Below are 18,360 nucleotides of genomic sequence, written 5' to 3'. Positions count from 1 at the left end.
CGCCTTACTCGCCGCTTGATCATCCAGACAGTCGCTCTCTCAAAGAGAGAGGGTCGTTGCGCCCGATGTCCGCAACGGGTCGTGAACCGAAATTGGCCGCCTTGCCTGCTTCGGACTGTCAGATCGCCGCCACAAGGGCAGGAATGATGGGAGTAGAGAAGCGGCCGATCAAGCCTTCGGGCACTTCGCCCCGGTGTCGATCCAGGCCTTGATGATCTCGCCGAACTGGCCTTGCGTTCCCGGCGCCGGCTTGCGGCCCTCGCCGGGGTTCCAGCCCCAGCCGACCAGGTGGTCGCGGGCCATGTGCTCGTGGATCTGGGCCAGGGTCTTGCCGCCGTTGCGGGCCGGGTCCTTCAGCTGGGCGCAGATCTGCCCCAGCGACTTGCCCTGCCAGGCCATCTCGGCCGGCGCCAGCGCCCAGTGCGGGTCGCCGGGGATGCTTTTGACCTGCTGGCCGAAGGTCCGGACATTGGCGGGGCCGTGGCACGACAGGCAGGGCATGCCGGTGGGCCCATGACCGCTCTGGCCGGCGACCATCGGCGGATTGTGCGGATGCAGGTCGTCGCCTTGAGTGGGCGCGCGGGTCGCTGGGTGGCAGTTCAGGCAGCGCGGGCTCTGGATCACCTTGCCGGCCTCGGTGAACAGGGCGACCGAGCGGGCGGCCGGATCCTTGATCGACTGGAAGCTGGCGACCGACTTCAGGCCCTCGGCCGGCGGCGCGGCCGGCGCGGGACCGGCCGCGCCCTGGGTCATGGCGATCACGGCGCCGCCCGCCAGGGTCAGGCCGGCGGCGAGCATGACGGTGGCGAGACGCATGACGTTGTTCTCCCGCTTGCCCAGCCGCAACGGCCAAGTCAGGCCTTGGTTGCGCTGGAGCCTGTCCATAGACAGGCTCCACCTCGATCATCTGGAGCGTGGCGGGCGCCGAAACCGCTCACACTTTCAGCTGCCACGCTCCGGCTAGAAACGCTCCGATCCAGCCGGCGATGCGGTTGCTGTCATTGGGCGCGGCCAGAGAGGCCACGGCCGCGTCGGCCTGCTCCTCGGAGAAGCGCGTGCCCCGCCGGCTTTCGATCAGCGCCGTGGCGTAGGCCGGATCGAACTCGGGGTGGAACTGCATCGAGATGGCCTTGTCGCCATAGGCCAGCACGCCGAACGGGGTGAAGTCGCTGCCGGCCAGCACCTGCCCGCCCGGCGCCAGGGCCACGACCTGGTCCTGGTGCGAGCCCGGCGCGCTGACATGGGCCACGTCGTCCATCCACGGCGCGGGCCTGGCGACCGAATAGCTCTGCAGGCCGATGCCCCAGCCCTTGTCGGACTTCACCGCGCTGCCGCCGAAGGCCTCGGCCATCACCTGGTGACCGAAGCACACCCCGACCAGCGGAACCTGATCGCGGGCGCTGGCCAGGAAGCCCTTCAGCGGGTCGATCCACGGCAGGTCGTCATAGACCCCGGCCGAACTGCCGGTGACGACATAGGCGTCGCAGGCGTCGAGCGCCTTGGGCAGCGCGCCGGCCTGGACGTCGAAAGTCGCGTAGTCGTGGCCCGGCCCCAGCAGGCGCTGGAACATGCCGCCATAGCGGCCGTAGGCGGAGATCAGGCTTTCGGGCGGTTCGCCCGTTTCCAGAAGGCCGATGCGCATCGAAGAAGATCCTATCGCGTCGCGCCGGGCTTCCACAGCACGTCGCTCGCGCCGTCGGAATTGGCGCGCCGCGCGGCCACGAACAAGAGGTCCGACAGCCGATTGAGATATTTCAGCGCCGGCTGGCCGACGATCTCGCCGTCGGCGCCAGCCAGGGCCACGCAGGTGCGCTCGGCCCGGCGGCAGACGGTGCGGGCCACGTGCAAGGCGGCCGACAAGGGCGAGCCGGCCGGCAGCACGAACGAGGTCAAGGGCGAGAGGCGTTCGTTGATCAGGTCGATCTCGGCCTCCAGCCGCTCGACCTGGGCCTCGACCACGCGCAGCGGCTCCCATTCGGGCTTTTCGTTCTGCTCGGGCGTGGCCAGGTCCGCGCCCAGGTCGAAGAGGTCGTTCTGGATCCGCTCGAGCATGGCGTCCAGTTCGGCGTCGCCGCCGGCGTGCTGGCGGGCCACGCCGATAAAGGCGTTGGTCTCGTCGACGCCGCCATAGGCCTCGACCCGCAAGCTGGCCTTGCTGACCGGCTCGCCGGTGGACAGCCGGGTCGAGCCCTTGTCGCCCGTGCGCGTATAGATGCGGTTGAGCACGACCACGCCGTTACCTCCTGAAACAAAGCTGCAAAATCAGCGGGCTACAGCTTTACCGGTGGCTCCACCAGAAAGCGGCCACCAGGACCAGCACGGCGACGAACTGCAGCACCACGCGCAGGCGCATCAGCCGGTTGGAATAGGAGCGGCCGAAGTCGCCGCCGCGGAAGAGGGCGTAGATCCCCACGCACAGCGTCGCCAGCACGGCGAACAGGGCGACGGGGATGGCGATTTGGAACAGGTTGGCCATGGCGCCCAACCTAGGCCGCTCGCCTCATGAACGCCAGCGCCGCCCGCTCGCCTCAAAATCGCAAAACACGTTCGCCGAGTGTGTTCGTTGAGCGCATTTGCCGCATCGACGGATGAGCAGCGCTACCATAGAACGATTTCCAGCAAAGTTTGACAGACTTTGACACGTTTTGTGGGTTGAAAAGCCTTGTTTGCAAGGGTAGACGGCCCCACCTGAATTCACAGTGCGCGTTCGTTGAACATGATCGACGCCAAGCCGCGGATCGTTCAGCGCAGTTTGTTCCCGCGGCCGGCCTGGAGAGAGAAATCATGTCGCAGAGCGCACGGCTCGCCGCGGCCCCATCCGAGAGGGACGAAGCCCTCGCGGAAGTCCGCCAACTGATCATCGACCTTCGAGACGCCGCCCAGGACGGGCGCGATCTCGCCCGCCGCTACGCCGACGTCCTGCAAAACGTCGTCGACGAGTATTGCATCGAATTTGAGAAGCGCGCCGAAGCCGCGCTCGCCCGCCTGGAGGCCGCCGCATGAGCTTTGTTTCCGTCAACATCGAGTCCGGTTCCGAAACCCCGGTGAAGCTGACCCGCCGGGCGCTCGCCAAGCAGCGCACCCGCGAACGCGTCCTGTCGGCCGCCCGCCGCCTGTTCAGCGAGCGCGGCTACGAAGGCGCCACGATCCGTGACATCGCCCAGGCCGCCGGCATGTCGACCGGCGCGGTGTTCGCCAGCTTCTCGGACAAGTCGGAACTGTTCGACGAGATCCTGACCGCCGACTACGAAGTCATCTACGCCCAGATGAAGCAGGCCGCCCGCGAAGGCGAGACCGTCGCCGACGCCCTGATCGGCCTGTTCGGCGTGGCCTACAGCTTCCACCTGGAACAACTGCCGCTGCTGCAAGCCAGCATCGCCGTCAGCTGGACCCGTTCGGACGCCGCCGAGAAGCGCGCCCGCACCGATATCAAGCACCTGTTCGCCCTGATCACCGACGCTCTGGAGCGTGGCGTGCAGGCCGGCGAACTGAAGGCCGACGTCGACGCGAAACTCGTGGCCGAGATCGCTTGGGACGTGTATGTCGCCAACTACCGCCGCGCCGTCTACGACGGCTGGACGGTCGAAAACCTGGTGGCTCACCTGCGTGAACAGCTGAAGCTGATCCTCGCCGGCGTCCGCGCCTAAGGACGGTTCCGCCGGGGGGCGGAAACGTCCCCCGGTCGTCCAGGTCAACGACAATAAGAACGAGACATGCGCCCGTTGGGGTCGGGCGTGCGTTTCGATGTTTTGAAATCAGCGCTGCGTGTCCGGAGGGGGAACTGCGTGGGCGTACGCGACGAACAGAAACAGGCGACGCGCGAGCGCGTGCTCGAAGCCGCGCGAGACCTGTTCAACGAGACCGGTTACGAGGAGACCACGATCCGCGCCATCGCCGAACGGGCGAGCGTGTCGGTGGGCAGCGTCTTCACGACCTTTGCGTCCAAGGCCGAGGTTCTCAGCCACGTGATGGAGCGCCGCCTAGGCGATCTCTATGCCGAATTCGACCGGGTGCTGCCGTTCCTGCGCGGCTCCACGGCCGACCGGCTGTGCTCGATCTTCGCCATCCATTACGAGTTCGAGACCCGGCGCGTGCGGCTGTTCCTGGCCCACATCGCCGCCTCCTACAGCCCGAGCAACGACCCGGGGGTGACCCCCTACGGCCGTAACGAGCGGCTGTCGGACATGCTCGAACAGGTGCTGCAGGAGGGCGTGGCGCGCGGCGACGTGCGGCCCGACCTCGACTTCCCGCTGACCGTGGAAGTGCTCAAGGCCTGCTACGCCTCCAACTATCGCCTGGCCGCCGCCCGCGGCGCCAACGCCGCCGAGATGTCGGCCGTCATGGACAGGCAGGTCGGACTGATCGCCAGCGGCTGGGCGCCGCGCTAAGGCGGCGAAGCCAACCCCATTTCTTCAAGAGCCTTGCAAGCCACCTTCCGAAAGGAAGGCGGCTTTTGCGTTGCCTGAGCACGCGCCCCTTGAGTTATCCACAGCGCCATATATAACTATCTGGTCAGTTATATAATGAGAGCCGAGACCATGCAGCCAGGCTCGCCCAAATGGCGACGGCGCAGCGAGGCGCGCCCGGGCGAGATCGTCCAGGCCGCGCTGGAGGTCTTCGCCGAGCGCGGGTTCGCCGGCGCCCGGCTGGACGAGATCGCCGCCAGGGCCGGCATCTCCAAGGGCGCGCTTTATCTCTATTTCGAGACCAAGGACGACATCTTCCGCGCCGTGGTGCGCGAGGCCGTCGCGCCCAATCTCGACATGGTCGAGGCGGTGCTGGCCCAGGCGACCCTGCCCTTCCCCGACCTGCTGCGGATGGTCTTTTCCCGCATCGTCCAGTTGATCGGGACCTCGCGCCTGGGCGCGGTGGCCAAGCTGGTCATCGGCGAATCGCGCAATTTCCCCGAACTGGCCCGCGTCTGGCACGACGAGGTGGTCAGCCGCGCCCTGACGCTGATGAGCGGCGCCATCGCCCGCGCCCAGGCGCGCGGCGAGGTCGCGCCGGGCGATCCACGCCTCTACGCCTTCAGCATCGTCGGCCCGATCCTGATGGGGGTGATCTGGAAGGAGACCTTCGTGCCCGTCGGCGCGCCGGCCATGGACCTGCAGGTCCTGGTCCGCCAGCACGCCGACACCGTGCTCCTGGGCCTGACCCCGCGTATGGAGGCCGGCGCATGAAGCCCGCCGCCCGCATCGCCGCCGTCGTCATCGGGATCGGCGTCGCCGGTTTCGTGGGCTGGCGGTTGCTCGGCCCCGACGGCCACCGCCCTCGCCGGCTGTCGGGCTATGTCGAGGGCGAGACGCTTTATGTCGCCGCCGCCTCGGCCGGTCCGGTCAGCGCCGTCTCCGTGCAGCGCGGCGATCGGGTGAAGGCCGGCCAGCCGCTGTTCGCCCTCGACGCGGCCCAGCTGACCGCCGCCCGCGACCAGGCCGCCGCGCAGGTGGAGACCGCCCAGGCCCAGCTGCGCGACGCCGAGAAGGGCCAGCGCCCGCAGGAACTGGCGGTGTTCGACGCCGAGCGCGCGGCCGCCGAGGCGGCGGTGCGCCAGGCCCAGGCCGACTACGACCGCATCGCCCCGCTGGTCGCCAAAGACATCTACGCTCCGGCCCGGCTGGACCAGGCCCGCGCCGCCCGCGACACCGCCCGCGCCAACGCCGTCGCCGTGGCCCGTCGCAAGACCGTCGGAACCCTGGGCCAGCGCCCCGACACGGTGGCCGCCGCCGGCGCGGCCGTCGCCTCGGCCCGCCAGGCCCTGGCCGCCGCCCAGGACCGCCTCGACCAGATCAGCCCCAAGGCCCCGGCCGCGGCCTTGGTGCAGGACGTCTTCTACCAGCCCGGCGAATGGGCGGCCGCCAACCAGCCGGTCGTGGCGCTGCTGGCCGATGACCGCGTGCGGCTGCGCTTCTTCGTGCCCGAGGCCGAGATCGCCCGCTACCGGGTGGGCGCGCAGGTGCGCTTCTCGTGCGACGGCTGCGGGGCCGAGCGCTCGGCGAGGATCAACTATGTCAGCCCGCGCGCCGAGTTCACCCCGCCGGTGATCTACAGCCGCGAGACCCGCCAGCGGCTGGTGTTCCTGGTCGAGGCCCGGCCCGCGCCCGGCGCGCCCCTGGCGCCGGGCCTGCCGGTCGACGTCGCGCCGCTGGAGGCAGGAAAGTGAGCGACCTGGCGGTCGACGTCTCGGGGCTGAACAAGAGCTTTGGCCCGCGCCACGTGGTGCAGGACGTGTCGATCCAGGTCGAGAAGGGCCGCATCACCGGCTTCCTGGGCCCCAACGGCTCAGGCAAGACCACCACCCTTCGCATGCTGTGCGGCCTGTTGACGCCCGACAGCGGCGAGGGCGAGGTGCTGGGCCTGGACTTCCGCAAGCAGGCCGAGGCGGTCAAGCGCCAGACCGGCTACATGACCCAGAAGTTCTCGCTCTACGAGGACCTGTCGATCGAGGAGAACCTCGACTTCGTCGCCCGCGTCCACGAGCTTGATCGTCGGCGGCAGCGGGTGGCCGAAAGCCTCGAGCGGCTGGGCCTGACCGCTCGTCGCAAGCAGCTGGCCGGTAGCCTGTCGGGCGGCTGGAAACAGCGCCTGGCCCTGGCCGCCAGCATCATGCACGGGCCCAGGCTGCTGCTGCTCGACGAGCCGACGGCCGGCGTCGATCCCAAGGCCCGTCGCGAGTTCTGGGACGAGATCCACGCCCTGTCGGCCGAGGGCCTGACCGTCATGGTCTCGACCCACTACATGGACGAGGCCGAGCGCTGCCACGACATCGCCTACATCGCCTATGGCCGGCTGATGGCGCGAGGCACGGCCGAGGAGGTGATCGCCCGCTCGGGCCTCGTCACCTTCCGCGGCGAGGGACCGGGGGCCGACCGGCTGGCGCGCGACCTGGCCCAGGCGCCGGGCGTGGCCATGGCCGCCCCCTTCGGCGCAGCCCTGCACGTCAGCGGGACCGACCGCGCGGCGCTGGAGGCCGCCATCGCCCCCTATCGCAAGCCGCCGGTGATCTGGACCGAGGTCCAGCCGACGCTGGAGGACGTGTTCATCCGGCTGATGAGCCAGTCGTCGGACAACTTCCAATGAGCGGCGCGGGCGCCAGGGGCCTTTCGGGCGCGCGCATCCTGGCGGTGCTGATCAAGGAGTTCATCCAGCTCACCCGCGACCGGCTGACCTACGCCATGATCCTGGTCATGCCGATCGTGCAGCTTCTGCTGTTCGGCTACGCCATCAACAGCGATCCGCGCGACCTGCCCACCGCGGTGCTGGTGCAGGACCAGGGGCTCATGGCCCGCTCGACCCTGTCGGCCCTGGTCAACAGCGGCTATTTCGAGATCGTCCGCACCGCCTCCTCGCCGGCCGAGCTGGACGACGCGGTGGCCCGGGGCGAGGTGCAGTTCGCCCTGACCATCCCCGCCGATTTCACCCGCAGGGTGGTGCGCGGCGACGGGGCCCAGATCCTGGTCGAGGCCGACGCCTCCGATCCGGCCGCCACCGGCGGCGCCATCGCCGCCCTGGCCAGCCTGCCGCGCACGGCCCTGTCGCGCGACCTGGTCGGCGCGGCGGCCAGGCCCGGCGCCGATCCGTTCGAGGTGGTGATCCACCGCCGCTACAATCCAGAAGCCGTCACCGCCTACAACATCGTGCCAGGCCTGCTGGGCGTGATCCTGTCGATGACCCTGGTGATGATGACCGCCCTGGGCGTCACCCGCGAGTACGAGCGCGGCACGATGGAGAGCCTTCTGGCCACCCCTGCCCGACCCATCGAGGTGATGATCGGCAAGCTGGCGCCCTATGTGGTGGTGGGCCTGATCCAGACGGCGGTGATCCTGATCCTGGCCCGGGTGCTGTTCGCCGTGCCCATGGCCGGCGGCTGGATCGCCCTTGGCCTGGGCGTCCTGCTGTTCATCGTCGGCTCGCTGGCCCTGGGCTTCCTGATCTCGACCGTGGCCCGGACCCAGCTGCAGGCCATGCAGATGTCGTTCTTCTACATGATGCCGTCGATCCTGCTGTCGGGCTTCATGTTCCCGTTCCGCGGCATGCCCGGCTGGGCCCAGGCCCTGGGCAGCGTCATCCCGGTGACCCACTTCCTGCGGGTGGTGCGCGGCGCCCTGCTCAAGGGCCTGGACGTCGTGGCCCTGTGGCCCAGCCTGGGGGCGCTGGCGCTGTTCGTGGTGGTGATCGCCGGCGCGGCCATGGCCCGCTACCGCACGACGCTGGACTAGTTGCCGTCCTCGAGCAGGCGGCGGGCGATGACCTGGGCCTGGATCTCGCCGGCCCCCTCGAAGATGTTGAGGATGCGGGCGTCGGCCAGCAGGCGACTGGCGGCGTATTCCATGGCGAAGCCGTTGCCGCCGTGGATCTGCAGGGCGTTGTCGGCGGCCGCCCAGGCGACGCGGGCGGCGACCAGCTTGGCCATGCCGGCCTCCAGGTCGCAGCGCTTGCCCTCGTCCTTCTGGCGGGCGGCGAAATAGGTCAGCTGGCGCACGCCCATGATCTCGGCCGCCATCATGGCCAGCTTGTTGTGCACGCGGGGGAAGGCGAAGATCGCGTCGCCGAACTGCTTGCGGTCGAGCGCGTAGGACAGCCCCACCTCCAGCGCCGCCTGGGCCACGCCGACCGCCCGCGCCGCCGTCTGGATGCGGGCGCTCTCGAAGGTGGCCATCAGTTGCTTGAAGCCCTGGCCCGGAACGCCGCCCAGCAAATTGTCCTTGGGCACGGAGAAGCCGTCGAAGCCCAGCTCGTACTCCTTCATGCCGCGATAGCCGATGACGCCGATCTCGCCGCCGCTCATGCCCTCTGCGGGGAAATCGTCGCCTTCCACGCCGCGCGGCTTGGGGGCCAGCAGCATCGAAAGCCCGCGATAGTCGGTGGTGGCCGGATCGGTGCGGACCAAGAGGGTCATGACGTCGGCGCGGGCGGCGTGGGTGATCCAGGTCTTGTTCCCGGTCACCACATAGGCCTCGCCCTCCAGCACGGCGCGGGTGCGCAAGGACCCCAGGTCCGAGCCGGTGTTGGGCTCGGTGAAGACGGCGGTCGGCAGGATCTCGGCCGACGCGATCCTGGGCAGCCAGTATTGCTTCTGCTCTTCCGTGCCGCCGGTCAGGATCAGCTCGCCGGCGATCTCCGAACGGGTGGCCAGCGAGCCGACCCCGATCCAGGCCCGCGACAGCTCTTCGGAGACCACGCACATGGCGGTCTTGCCCATGCCGCTGCCGCCGTATTCCTCGGGGATGGTCAGGCCGAAGACGCCCAGCTCGCCCAGCTCCTGAACGAGCTCGATCGGGATCAATTGGTCCTTCAGGTGCCATTCGTGAGCGAAGGGGGTGACCTTCTCCTCGGCGAAGGCGTGGAACTGGTCGCGGATCATCTCGAAGGTCTCGTCGAGACCGGTGTGCTCCAGGGTCGGGCGTCCGCGCGCTTCGGCCAGGCGCTGGGCGATGCGGGTCTTCACCGCTTGCGTACCGCCCTCGACCATCAGCTTCATGATGCCGTTCGAAAACAGGCGGTTCATCACCGCGCGGTCGGTGACCAGGTGGGCGGGGCGGACGATCTCGCCCTGGTTCATCGGCACGCCGCCGATCAGCTGGGCGGCGTATTCGGAGAACAGAAGCTGGGCCAGCAGGGCCTCGATCTCGCCAAAGCGCCCCTCGGCCTCCAGCCGTTCGGCCCAGCCGGCGACCTGGTTCATCAGCTCGGCATAGGCGGCGTACCAGCCAAAGCCGTGGACGGCGTGCTGCTGGGCGTCGGCGAGCTTGCGGTCGATCCTGCCGTCGGCGCCGGCGACGGCGGCCTTCACCGCGGGCCGGGCCTCGGCGACGAAGGTCTGGGCGCTGGTCGCCGCCTCGCGCAGCAGGCCCGTCAGGCCCGGCAGGATCAGGGACTTGGACTCCTGGGCGACCGCGTCGGTCATGCTCTCAAACTCCCCTGCGCCGTACTTATGTTTTCCGGCACTGTGATCCCTTTCGCACCTGCGAGCAATGCCGCGACGCAGCATGCGGTTGCGCGAGAGCCGGGATCGGGGAAGGCGTGCGCCCGCCCCCGAAGGGACGGGCGCTGCGTCGTCAGTTCGGGTCGGAATTGCCTGCCAGCGCCCACGAGAAGTCGGCGTGGGTGTTGCTGGTCGTGAAGTAGAGCGGGTCGCTGAAGAACGCGATCGGCTTCTTGTAGTCGGCCGGATAGGGGGCGTTGCCGGCGGTGATCACCGCCACCCCGTGGCAACTCATGCAATTGGAGGTGATGCCGGCCGGGATGCCGGTGCTGGTCTCCAGATAGGGATTGAAACAGACGGTCATGGTCGAGCCACCCTGGGTGGTCGTCTGGTCGTAGGCCGTGCAGGTGGCGTAGTTGGTCCACGGGCCGGTCAGGCTGGCCGGTTGGCCCTGCTTGCTGCCGGGGAAGCCGTTGGGCGTGTCGGCGCCCGGCTGCCACCAGAAGGTCTGCCAGGTCCAGAACGGGATTTCCTTGCTGTTGACGTGCATGGCCTGCAGCACGGCGAAGTCGCCGGCCACGGCCGCATCGGCGCCGGTCAGGCCGTTGGCGGTGTTGTAGTCCGTGGCCTCGGCGGCGCTGAGCTTGACCGAGTAGAAGGTGCTCATCGGCGCCCACAGGAAGGTCTTGCAGGCGCCCGGGTCGCGAATGCTGGCGATCTCGCGCGGGGTGGCCGGGCGCACCGGGCCCTGGCCGGTCGGGGCCACCAGGACGCAGGTGGTCCAGGTCTGGGGCTCGGGGTTCTGGGCGTTGGTCGAGGCCGACGGACCCTGCCACAGCGGCTGGACCGTCAGGCCCTTGGCGTGGACCAGGCCGAACACCGGCTTCAGTTCGAGGCCGCGCACCGGGAACTCCTGCACGCCCCGGTTCTGGGGCGTCGTGCCCGTCGGCCACGAGGTGTTCAGCTTCTGCATGTCGCTGGTGCTGGAGTAGCGATAGGAGGCGCCGCCCGGGCCCGGATGCGAGGCGTCCAGGAAGGTCGCGGCCTCGGGGCTGAACTTGTTGAACGAGGTCACCGTGGTGTCGAACTTGGTCGGCGTGATGCCGCCGCGGCCGTGGTGGAACTGGTTCGGCTGCTGGAAGACGCGCAGCTTGCGCGGCGCGGCCACGCGCTGGGCCACCGTCGTGGTGGTCGCAGCGGCGGCGGTTCCGGCCGGCGGCGCTGGCGGGAAGACGTCGTTGGTGCCGGCCCAGGTTTCCCAGATCGGCAGCGACTGGCCATTGAACGACTGGCCCGACGGCTGGGCCATCGCCTGCCAGATCTGCCAGGCGTGGTTGCGGATCGCGGCGGTGTCGGCGTTGGCGATCCAGCCGTTGATCGTGGCGGCGGCCACCGGATAGTTCGCCGTGGTCGGCAGCGGCACCGGCGTGATCACCGCCACGTCCAGCAGCGCCTCGGGTTTGGGCGCGGTGGCTTCCGGCGCCTTGTCGCAGCCGGCCAGGCCGGCGCACAGCGCGACGGTCGCGGCCGTCGCAATCGCGATCTTCCTCATGGGTCGGTCCCCTTCCCCGACGCGGGGTTGCGGGCCGCGCCATCGCCGCATCCTAACCCATGAATGCGCCCGATAGTTGTGTATTTGCGCACCACGACTTTCGAGGCGCCGCAAACCGGTTTCGAAAAAATTCCAACATGAACGAATTCTGTCGAACGACCTGACGGCTCGGTTCAGCTTCGGCCTGCGATGTTGCGTCTCACGGGGCCGACGGCTCCGGACCAATTCAAAGGGACGAAGGATTATCGCCATGCACAAGACCAACAAGATCAAGACGATCGGCCTGACCATCGCCGCCGCCGCCACCGCCTTCACCATGGCTTCGGCCCCGGCCGCCAACGCCGTCGAACAGCGCCTGGGCGGCGTCGTCGGCTGCGACGCCTCGGGCAAGAAGCAGGAAACCGGCGCCGTGATCGGCGGCCTGCTGGGCGCCGTCGCCGGCTCGAACCTGGCCAAGAACGACCGCGGCACGGGCACCGCCATCGGCGCCGTCGTCGGCGCGGGCGCCGGTTCCTACGTCGGCTGCAGCATGCAGAAGAAGCAGGCCTCCAACGACGTCGGCGGCTCCTACAAGACCAGCAACGGCATCAAGATCTCGCACAACGTCGACTCCGCGCCGATGACCAAGATCACCGGCAAGTACGTCGCCCGCTCGACCCTGAACCTGCGCGCCTCGGCCTCGACCCGCGGCCAGCGCGTCGGCTCGGTCGTCGCCGGCGAGACCTTCCAGGCCCTGGGCCGCACCGGCGACGGCAAGTGGATCCTGGTCGGACAGAACGGCGTCGGCGTCGGCTACGTCTCGAGCGCCTACGTCTACCGCGCCTAAACGAGGTTTGGGGCGCGCTCCCCAACCCCCGTCCCCGCGCGCCCCGAGCGAGCCCGCCTGGTCCCCCGACCAGGCGGGCTTTTCGCGTCTGGCGCCCGACGCTTCAGCCCAGCGCGCTGACCCCGCCCAGCCAGGTCTGCCACACCACCACGAAGCCGCCGTGCAGCAGGACAGGCGGCCACAGAGAGCCCGTGCGCAGGCGCATCAAGGCGCAGGCCAGGCCAAGGATCGCCGTGCAGAGCAAGAAGTCCCAGCGCAGGAACATCGTGGCGTGCGGCAGGAAGGTCAGGGTCTCGAACGGATGCCAGGCGACATAGAGCCCGGTCGAGACGGCGACCCACAGCCATGGCCGCCGGGTCTCGTCGCGTCCTGGCAGCAGCAGGCCGCGAAACGGCAGCTCCTCGCCCAGCGCCGGGACGATCCACACCGTCAGTAGCCGCAACGGCAGGCCCGCCGCCGCATCGGTCGGGCGATAAAGACCCGTCGAAAAGCCGATAGCGGCTATCGCCGCGCCGCAGACCACGGCGGCGATCGCACACCACCGCCAGCCGGCGGCGTCCGGCAAGGTCGTCAGGACGGCGACAAGCCGCCGACGGACGCTCGTCAGCTGCGCCACTTCAGCGTGGTTTCCTTGACCGGATTGACGAACGGCCGGCCCTCGGCGTGGCTGGCGGTCCATTCGCGTTTCAGCTGCTGGTACCACTTGGCCTGGGTGTCGGCGTCGTCGATCCAGATCAGGGCCGGGTCGTACTTCAGCCCCTCGTTCTGCAGGTTCACCATGCGGCCGTCCTGGCGCAGGAACTCGCGGGCGAAGGGGGCGATCAGGGCCCGCAGCATCATCACCGGATGGTCCGACCAGATCAGCTGGCTGATCCGCGTGCTGGTCTCGGTCAGCGGCGTCAGGCAGGTCAGGGCCAGCACCTGACGCTTGCCCACCACGATGTGCTCCCAGCGATAGCCGGGCAGGCGGAAGGTGATCTCGATCTCCGGCGCGCCGCCCAGGATGTCGTACAGGCGATTGGCCTTGCTGCGGCCGTGGCGGCGCATGACGAAGCCCTCGGGAGACGGCGCGAAGACCTTGGTCTTCTCCGACTGGCGCTTGGACGAGCGGGCCCACCAGGCCTCGTGCACATAGGGCGCGTGGGTGGGGTCCATCAGGCCGACCACCGCATGGTCCATATGGGTCTCGAAGATCATCGAGTCGACGATCTTGGCCTCTCCGCCCACTACGCCAGGGAATGATGGCGGCGGCTGCGGCGGCTGCCCGTCGAAGCGCGGGTCGCCGCTGATCCAGACGAACACCATCCCCTGGCTCTCGGCCACGGGATAGCGCCGCACGCGGATGCGCGAGACCTCGAGGCCCTGGTCGCTGGTCAGCGACGGGATCGCGGCGCAGACGCCGTCCGAACCGAACCGCCAGCCGTGATACGGGCACTCGACGCTGGAGCGGCCGTCGGCTTCTTGCGTCAGCTTGCCGGCCGAAAGCGGGGCCGCGCGGTGCGGGCAGACGTCACGGATCGCGAACACCTTGCCGTCCTTGCCGCGGCTGACCAGCACCGGCTCGCCGAGGATCTCGTAGCGGACAAGCTTGCCGGTCTTCACCTCGCGCGAGAGCGCCGCGTAGTACCAGGCGTCGAACAGGAAGCCCTTGCCGAACTTGGCGGGCGGGGCCTTGGCGGCGCTTGGAGTTTGCGAAGCGGTACGAGCGTCGTCAGCGGGCATGATGGGGTTCTAGCGCCTGTCCGCCCCGGTTTTAAGACCGTGAGACCCCTTACCCGTAAAATCCCCGCGAAAGCGGGGACCCAGGCTTCTTCTGAAACCCACGGCGCCCGGCGATAAAACACCTAGGCCCCCGCTTTCGCGGGGGTTTTACGGAATGGAGGTCACCGACCCGCCGTTTCCACCAGCCGCTGATAGAACCGCACCATCTCCTCCAGGTTGGCCAGGGTCATGTGCTCGTTGGTGCCGTGGATCATCTTCGTCCCGTCCATCGACAGGGTGATCGGCTGGAAGCGATAGATGTCGTCGGCGATCGGCGACATGAAACGGCTGTCGGTGGCCGCGATCACCAGGCCCGGCGCGACCGGCGCGCCGCTCTCGTCCCCGGCCAGCGAGGCCAGGGTCTTCCAGCCCTCCGACGTCGTCGACGACACCGGCGAGGGCTCGTTCAGCTGGCGCTCCCAGGCCAGTTGCACCGGCAAGTCGCCGACGGCGCTCCTGGCCCGGGCCATGACGGCGGCGGAGCTGTCGCCCGGCGCGATCCGGTAGTTGATCCAGGCCGTGGCGTCCTGGGGCAGCACGTTCTCCTTGGGCGAGCCCTTCAGCATGGTCGGCGCGATGGTGGTGTGCAGCATGGCCGCGCCCGCCGGCGATTTGGCCGTCTGCTGGACCAGCAGCGGCGAGAACAGCCAGCTGTTGGCCGCCGCCATCTTCACCATCGGCGAGGCGCTGGGGGCCAGCGACTTCAGCATGTCGGCGCCGGGGCCCTCGAACTTCATCGGATGGGGATGGTCGGCGATGGCCAGCACGGCGCGGGCCAGGGTGGTGACGCCGGTCTGCGGCGGCGGGGTCGAGGAATGGCCGCCGGGCGCGGGCGCGGTGACCTTGAGCGTGCCGTAGCCCTTCTCGGCGACGCCGATGATCGCGGCCGGGCCCTTGGTCACAGGATTGTCGGCCACCACCACCATGCCCTCGTCGAGCACGAACCAGGCCTTGACGCCCCGGGCCTTCAGCGTGGCGGCCACGGCCCGGGCGCCGGCCCCGCCGACCTCCTCGTCATGGCCGCTGGCGATGATGACGGTGCGCTTGGGCGCAAAGCCGCCGGCCGCCAGGCCGTCGACCGCTTCGAAGAGGCCGATCAGCGAGCCCTTGTCGTCGACCGCGCCCCGGCCCCAGACCGCGCCGTCGGCCACCACGCCGGCGAACGGCGGATGCTTCCAGTCCTTCTCGGTGCCGGCGGTGACGGGCACCACGTCCTGGTGGGCCATCAGCACGATCGGCGCCAGCGACGGGTCCGAGCCCTTCCAGGTGTAGATCAGGGCGTGGCCCCCGACGACCTCGCGGGTCATGGCCTTGTGGGCCGCCGGATAGGTCGCCTGCAGCCAGCCGTGCAGGGCGTCCCACTGGGAAAGATCGTTGTCGGCGGCGTTCTGGTGGCTGACGGTCTGGAAACGGATGGCCTCGCCCAGGTGCGCGGCGGCCCGGGCGGCGTCGAACGGCCGCGCGGCGGCCAGCGGAACCTCGCCCGCCTGGGCCGGCGGCTTGAAGGTGACCGTCCGCACGACCACCACGCCGGCCAGCACGGCCGCCACCCCGACCGCGCCCAGCGCGACCTTGCTCTTCCACCCCATGACGCCCCTCCGCCGAACTGTCAGGGCGCGACTGTGCGACGAGGCGGCGAGCTTGCCAATCCCCATTTCGATACGTGATGGATCGAAATTGGGATTGGTCGATCAGAAGCGATAGCTGGCGGTCATGCGCACGCTATGGACCTCGATCAGGTCTTCGCCGCGCTGCATGTCGGTGCCAGCCGCATTGGTCAGGATGAACGGATTGGTGGCCGGCGCCGGCCCCTGCACCCGCACGGGACCGCTGTCGTCCTCAAGGCGCGTATACAGATACTCCAGCCCCAGCCGCACGCGCCCGTCCAGTTGCCGTTCGAGCCCCAGGCCCGCCTGGTACCCGTCGGCCTTGTCATCCGTGTCGGGCACAAAGGTGTTGACCGTGTTGCTGCTGCGGAAGGCGTGCTCCAGGTCACCCCGCGCCACGCCGCCCGTCGCGTAGGCAAGATAGGGGCCCATGGCGTAGCCGCCCCGGACGCGCAGGGCGGCCAGCGACTTCAACTTTCGATCGAAACTGTAGAAGGCCGGCGTGGTCGAAAAGGCCGTGACGTCGTCCTGGAGCCGCAGGCGCTCGATCTCGGCCACGCCGCCCACCACGAAGTTGCCGAACTGCCAGTCGTAGCCGCCGCGCAGGCCGATCTCCCACCCGTTGTCATCGTCGCCGACGCAGCCGCCGGCCGGAGTCGGCCCCTTGGCGAACCCGTCGCAGAAGCCCGGGGAGAATGCATTGGCCCCAGCCGCCGTGGTGACCGTGTCGCCGTATTGACCGTCGAGGTTCTTGTCGAACACCACCTGTTCGCCGGTGTTGTCGGCCGTCTTGGCGTAGCCGAACAGCGCCCCGACATAGGGCCCGCTCCACTCGCCGGCCATGCCTTGGGCCTGCGCCACGCCGGCGCAGGCGGCGCTGGCGACAAGCGACAGGGCCACGGCCTTGAAGGTCTTGGTCATCGTCGTCCTCCCTGCGACGGCGAGGCGCCGCCGAAGGGAGCTACGAGAGAACATCGTTCTCGGATGCGAAGAGCGTCAGCCCTTCACGTGCGTGGTCGGGCGGTCGTGGCCGTCGGACAGCTCCTCGCGCCACTGGCCGCGGTCGTCCTCGTAGGTGATGCCGACCGTATCGCCCGCCACCTTCTGCTCGCCGGCCACGCGCTTGGCGGCGGCCAGGGCGGCGTCATGGGTGGGATAGGTCTCCGAGAAGACCGCGCCCAGCTTGTAGGCCCAGCCGCCGTCGTGCTCGACGATGGTGTAGGTGATGTCGGTCATGGCGCACTCCTTCGGTCTCGAAACTGCAGGGAAGAGACCCCGGTTCCGGGCCGGCGTCTTGCATGCAGACGCTGCGTTCCCCCGTTTCCATGCGCTCACCCCTCGCCGCTCAGCTCCTGCACCTCCTCGAAGGTGCGCAGGCCGGGCCGCTGGGCGCAGACCAGGACGCCCATGTTTCCGGGCAGGTGCTGGTTGGCCAGCATCTTCTCGTGTGCGGCGGGGATCTGGTCCCAGGGGAACACTTCCGACAGGCAGGGATCGACGCGGCGGTCGATGACCAGCTGGTTGGCGGCGCTGGCCTGCATCAGGTTGGCGAAGTGGCTGCCCTGCACCCGCTTCTGGCGCATCCACAGGAAGCGGGCGTCCATGGTCAGGTTGAAGCCGCTGGTGCCGGCGCAGATGGCGACCATGCCGCCGCGCTTGACCACGAACACCGACACCGGGAAGGTCGACTCCCCGGGGTGTTCGAAGACCAGGTCGACGTCGCGGTTGCCGGTGATCTGCCAGATGGCTTTGCCGAACTTGCGGCTCTCCTTCATGTAGTCGGCGAACTCGGGGCCGTTGACCTTGGGCAGCTGGCCCCAGCAGTTGAATTCCTTGCGGTTCAGCACCGCCTTGGCGCCCATCGACAGCACGAACTCGCGCTTGTCGTCGTCGCTGACCACGCCGATCGCATTGGCGCCGGCCACGGCCGCCAGCTGCACGGCGAAGACGCCCAGCCCGCCCGAGGCGCCCCAGACCAGCACGTTCTGGCCGGGCTTGAGCTCATGCGGCTTGTGGCCGAACAGCATGCGGTAGGCGGTGGCCAGGGTCAGGGTGTAGCAGGCCGCCTCTTCCCAGGTCAGGTGCCGGGGCCTGGGCATCAGCTGGCGCGACTGCACCCGGCAGAACTGGGCGAAGCTGCCGTCCGGCGTCTCGTAGCCCCAGATGCGCTGGCTGGACGAATACATCGGATCGCCGCCGTTGCACTCCTCGTCGTCGCCGTCGTCCTGATTGCAGTGGATGACGACCTCATCGCCCAGCTTCCAGCGCTTGACCTTGGCGCCCACCGCCCAGACGATGCCCGAGGCGTCGGAACCGGCGATGTGGAACGGGTGCTTGTGGCCGTCGAGCGGGCTGATCGGCTCGCCCAGAGCGGCCCAGATGCCGTTGTAGTTGACGCCGGCGGCCATCACGAGGACCAGCACCTCGTCCTCGCCGATCTCCCAGGTGGGCACCACCTCGACCTGCATGGCCGAGCCCGGCGGGCCGTGCCGCTCCTTGCGGATCGTCCAGGCGTACATCGATTTCGGCACATGGAACGGCGGCGGGATCTCGCCGATCTCGTACAGGTCCTTCACGGGAGACGCGGTCGTCTCGAGGGTCGCGGTCGTCATGTCACTCCCCGGCTTTGGGCCCGGCTCTTCGGCGCTGCAACATGAACGCCGAAATGGCTGTCTGCGCTCCGCGGTACGGT

At 69.1% G+C, this 18,360-nt stretch carries 20 protein-coding genes; 8 read left to right on the top strand and 12 right to left on the bottom strand.

Annotated elements, in window-relative coordinates:
* Nucleotides 1-168 precede the first annotated feature (168 nt).
* From ACODR1_RS22895 to ACODR1_RS22880, 4 genes are all read right to left on the bottom strand, one after another.
* A complete protein-coding gene (locus ACODR1_RS22895; RefSeq protein WP_488882496.1) occupies nucleotides 169-816 on the bottom strand; it encodes an Isoquinoline 1-oxidoreductase subunit in 648 nt (215 codons plus the stop codon).
* A gap of 118 nt (nucleotides 817-934) precedes the next feature.
* Nucleotides 935-1,642, bottom strand: a complete 708-nt coding sequence (locus ACODR1_RS22890; RefSeq protein WP_488882495.1) for a type 1 glutamine amidotransferase — start codon at nucleotides 1,640-1,642, stop codon at nucleotides 935-937.
* Between the two features lie 11 nt (nucleotides 1,643-1,653).
* Entirely contained in the window at nucleotides 1,654-2,232 is a 579-nt protein-coding gene (locus ACODR1_RS22885; RefSeq protein WP_488882494.1) for a cob(I)yrinic acid a,c-diamide adenosyltransferase, read from the bottom strand.
* A 46-nt stretch (nucleotides 2,233-2,278) separates the two neighbouring features.
* Complete coding sequence (locus tag ACODR1_RS22880) at nucleotides 2,279-2,476, bottom strand: twin transmembrane helix small protein (RefSeq protein WP_101712735.1); 198 nt, start codon at nucleotides 2,474-2,476, stop codon at nucleotides 2,279-2,281.
* Nucleotides 2,477-2,784: 308 nt separating this feature from the next.
* On the opposite strand from ACODR1_RS22880, the gene ACODR1_RS22875 reads away from it, so the two are divergent.
* The 7 genes from ACODR1_RS22875 to ACODR1_RS22845 all read left to right on the top strand — a co-directional run bounded on the left by ACODR1_RS22875 (nucleotide 2,785) and on the right by ACODR1_RS22845 (nucleotide 8,216).
* Complete coding sequence (locus ACODR1_RS22875) at nucleotides 2,785-3,003, top strand: CC0731 family SpdR-regulated protein (protein WP_101717070.1); 219 nt, start codon at nucleotides 2,785-2,787, stop codon at nucleotides 3,001-3,003.
* Complete coding sequence (locus ACODR1_RS22870; RefSeq protein WP_101717069.1) at nucleotides 3,000-3,647, top strand: TetR/AcrR family transcriptional regulator; 648 nt, start codon at nucleotides 3,000-3,002, stop codon at nucleotides 3,645-3,647. The genes ACODR1_RS22875 and ACODR1_RS22870 overlap by 4 nt, the downstream gene beginning before the upstream one ends.
* A gap of 138 nt (nucleotides 3,648-3,785) precedes the next feature.
* Nucleotides 3,786-4,388 (top strand): TetR/AcrR family transcriptional regulator, encoded by a 603-nt coding sequence (locus tag ACODR1_RS22865; RefSeq protein ID WP_101717068.1) that lies wholly within the window; start codon nucleotides 3,786-3,788, stop codon nucleotides 4,386-4,388.
* Nucleotides 4,389-4,538: 150 nt separating this feature from the next.
* The gene (locus ACODR1_RS22860) at nucleotides 4,539-5,180 is read left to right on the top strand and encodes a TetR family transcriptional regulator (protein WP_488882493.1); all 642 of its coding nucleotides are present in this window, start codon (nucleotides 4,539-4,541) and stop codon (nucleotides 5,178-5,180) included.
* Complete coding sequence (locus ACODR1_RS22855; RefSeq protein ID WP_488882492.1) at nucleotides 5,177-6,160, top strand: HlyD family secretion protein; 984 nt, start codon at nucleotides 5,177-5,179, stop codon at nucleotides 6,158-6,160. Before ACODR1_RS22860 ends, ACODR1_RS22855 begins: the two co-directional genes overlap by 4 nt.
* On the top strand, nucleotides 6,157-7,077 hold the full coding sequence (locus tag ACODR1_RS22850) for an ABC transporter ATP-binding protein (protein WP_488882491.1): 921 nt from the start codon (nucleotides 6,157-6,159) through the stop codon (nucleotides 7,075-7,077). The genes ACODR1_RS22855 and ACODR1_RS22850 overlap by 4 nt, the downstream gene beginning before the upstream one ends.
* Nucleotides 7,074-8,216, top strand: coding sequence for an ABC transporter permease (locus ACODR1_RS22845; protein WP_488882490.1), 1,143 nt, complete (start codon nucleotides 7,074-7,076; stop codon nucleotides 8,214-8,216). Before ACODR1_RS22850 ends, ACODR1_RS22845 begins: the two co-directional genes overlap by 4 nt.
* Here the strand turns inward: ACODR1_RS22845 and ACODR1_RS22840 are convergent.
* On the bottom strand, nucleotides 8,213-9,904 hold the full coding sequence (locus ACODR1_RS22840) for an acyl-CoA dehydrogenase family protein (protein WP_488882489.1): 1,692 nt from the start codon (nucleotides 9,902-9,904) through the stop codon (nucleotides 8,213-8,215). The genes ACODR1_RS22845 and ACODR1_RS22840 overlap by 4 nt on opposite strands.
* Nucleotides 9,905-10,055: 151 nt before the next feature.
* Nucleotides 10,056-11,474, bottom strand: coding sequence for a hypothetical protein (locus tag ACODR1_RS22835; RefSeq protein ID WP_488882488.1), 1,419 nt, complete (start codon nucleotides 11,472-11,474; stop codon nucleotides 10,056-10,058).
* A 250-nt stretch (nucleotides 11,475-11,724) separates the two neighbouring features.
* Between ACODR1_RS22835 and ACODR1_RS22830 the strand changes: the two genes are divergently transcribed.
* A complete protein-coding gene (locus ACODR1_RS22830; RefSeq protein ID WP_488882487.1) occupies nucleotides 11,725-12,300 on the top strand; it encodes an SH3 domain-containing protein in 576 nt (191 codons plus the stop codon).
* A gap of 103 nt (nucleotides 12,301-12,403) precedes the next feature.
* Here the strand turns inward: ACODR1_RS22830 and ACODR1_RS22825 are convergent, their stop codons facing one another.
* From ACODR1_RS22825 to ccrA, 6 genes are all read right to left on the bottom strand, one after another.
* Nucleotides 12,404-12,916 (bottom strand): CPBP family glutamic-type intramembrane protease, encoded by a 513-nt coding sequence (locus ACODR1_RS22825; protein ID WP_488882486.1) that lies wholly within the window; start codon nucleotides 12,914-12,916, stop codon nucleotides 12,404-12,406.
* Nucleotides 12,904-14,022, bottom strand: coding sequence for a Rieske 2Fe-2S domain-containing protein (locus tag ACODR1_RS22820; RefSeq protein WP_488882485.1), 1,119 nt, complete (start codon nucleotides 14,020-14,022; stop codon nucleotides 12,904-12,906). Before ACODR1_RS22820 ends, ACODR1_RS22825 begins: the two co-directional genes overlap by 13 nt.
* A 161-nt stretch (nucleotides 14,023-14,183) precedes the next feature.
* On the bottom strand, nucleotides 14,184-15,650 hold the full coding sequence (locus tag ACODR1_RS22815) for a M20 family peptidase (RefSeq protein WP_488882484.1): 1,467 nt from the start codon (nucleotides 15,648-15,650) through the stop codon (nucleotides 14,184-14,186).
* Between the two features lie 102 nt (nucleotides 15,651-15,752).
* The gene (locus ACODR1_RS22810; RefSeq protein ID WP_488882483.1) at nucleotides 15,753-16,589 is read right to left on the bottom strand and encodes an outer membrane protein; all 837 of its coding nucleotides are present in this window, start codon (nucleotides 16,587-16,589) and stop codon (nucleotides 15,753-15,755) included.
* Between the two features lie 75 nt (nucleotides 16,590-16,664).
* On the bottom strand, nucleotides 16,665-16,904 hold the full coding sequence (locus tag ACODR1_RS22805; RefSeq protein WP_101717057.1) for a DUF2188 domain-containing protein: 240 nt from the start codon (nucleotides 16,902-16,904) through the stop codon (nucleotides 16,665-16,667).
* 95 nt (nucleotides 16,905-16,999) lie between these two features.
* Nucleotides 17,000-18,280, bottom strand: coding sequence for a crotonyl-CoA carboxylase/reductase (gene ccrA / locus ACODR1_RS22800; RefSeq protein WP_277793143.1), 1,281 nt, complete (start codon nucleotides 18,278-18,280; stop codon nucleotides 17,000-17,002).
* Nucleotides 18,281-18,360 lie beyond the last annotated feature (80 nt).

The sequence above is a fragment of the Caulobacter sp. FG7 genome, assembly GCF_057808875.1.
The sequence above is the reverse complement of the archived record's forward strand: the minus strand, read 5'-3'. Positions and strand labels throughout refer to the sequence as shown.

What these genes read in the sequence shown, in the direction of transcription:
- ACODR1_RS22890 (WP_488882495.1), bottom strand. Translation starts at nt 1,642, where the DNA reads ATGCGCATCGGCCTTCTGGAAACGGGCGAACCGCCCGAAAGCCTGATC.
- ACODR1_RS22870 (WP_101717069.1), top strand. Translation starts at nt 3,000, where the DNA reads ATGAGCTTTGTTTCCGTCAACATCGAGTCCGGTTCCGAAACCCCGGTG.
- ACODR1_RS22860 (WP_488882493.1), top strand. Translation starts at nt 4,539, where the DNA reads ATGCAGCCAGGCTCGCCCAAATGGCGACGGCGCAGCGAGGCGCGCCCG.
- ccrA (WP_277793143.1), bottom strand. Translation starts at nt 18,280, where the DNA reads ATGACGACCGCGACCCTCGAGACGACCGCGTCTCCCGTGAAGGACCTG.
- ACODR1_RS22895 (WP_488882496.1), bottom strand. Translation starts at nt 816, where the DNA reads ATGCGTCTCGCCACCGTCATGCTCGCCGCCGGCCTGACCCTGGCGGGC.
- ACODR1_RS22855 (WP_488882492.1), top strand. Translation starts at nt 5,177, where the DNA reads ATGAAGCCCGCCGCCCGCATCGCCGCCGTCGTCATCGGGATCGGCGTC.
- ACODR1_RS22845 (WP_488882490.1), top strand. Translation starts at nt 7,074, where the DNA reads ATGAGCGGCGCGGGCGCCAGGGGCCTTTCGGGCGCGCGCATCCTGGCG.
- ACODR1_RS22805 (WP_101717057.1), bottom strand. Translation starts at nt 16,904, where the DNA reads ATGACCGACATCACCTACACCATCGTCGAGCACGACGGCGGCTGGGCC.
- ACODR1_RS22815 (WP_488882484.1), bottom strand. Translation starts at nt 15,650, where the DNA reads ATGGGGTGGAAGAGCAAGGTCGCGCTGGGCGCGGTCGGGGTGGCGGCC.
- ACODR1_RS22880 (WP_101712735.1), bottom strand. Translation starts at nt 2,476, where the DNA reads ATGGCCAACCTGTTCCAAATCGCCATCCCCGTCGCCCTGTTCGCCGTG.
- ACODR1_RS22820 (WP_488882485.1), bottom strand. Translation starts at nt 14,022, where the DNA reads ATGCCCGCTGACGACGCTCGTACCGCTTCGCAAACTCCAAGCGCCGCC.
- ACODR1_RS22835 (WP_488882488.1), bottom strand. Translation starts at nt 11,474, where the DNA reads ATGAGGAAGATCGCGATTGCGACGGCCGCGACCGTCGCGCTGTGCGCC.
- ACODR1_RS22840 (WP_488882489.1), bottom strand. Translation starts at nt 9,904, where the DNA reads ATGACCGACGCGGTCGCCCAGGAGTCCAAGTCCCTGATCCTGCCGGGC.
- ACODR1_RS22810 (WP_488882483.1), bottom strand. Translation starts at nt 16,589, where the DNA reads ATGACCAAGACCTTCAAGGCCGTGGCCCTGTCGCTTGTCGCCAGCGCC.
- ACODR1_RS22875 (WP_101717070.1), top strand. Translation starts at nt 2,785, where the DNA reads ATGTCGCAGAGCGCACGGCTCGCCGCGGCCCCATCCGAGAGGGACGAA.
- ACODR1_RS22830 (WP_488882487.1), top strand. Translation starts at nt 11,725, where the DNA reads ATGCACAAGACCAACAAGATCAAGACGATCGGCCTGACCATCGCCGCC.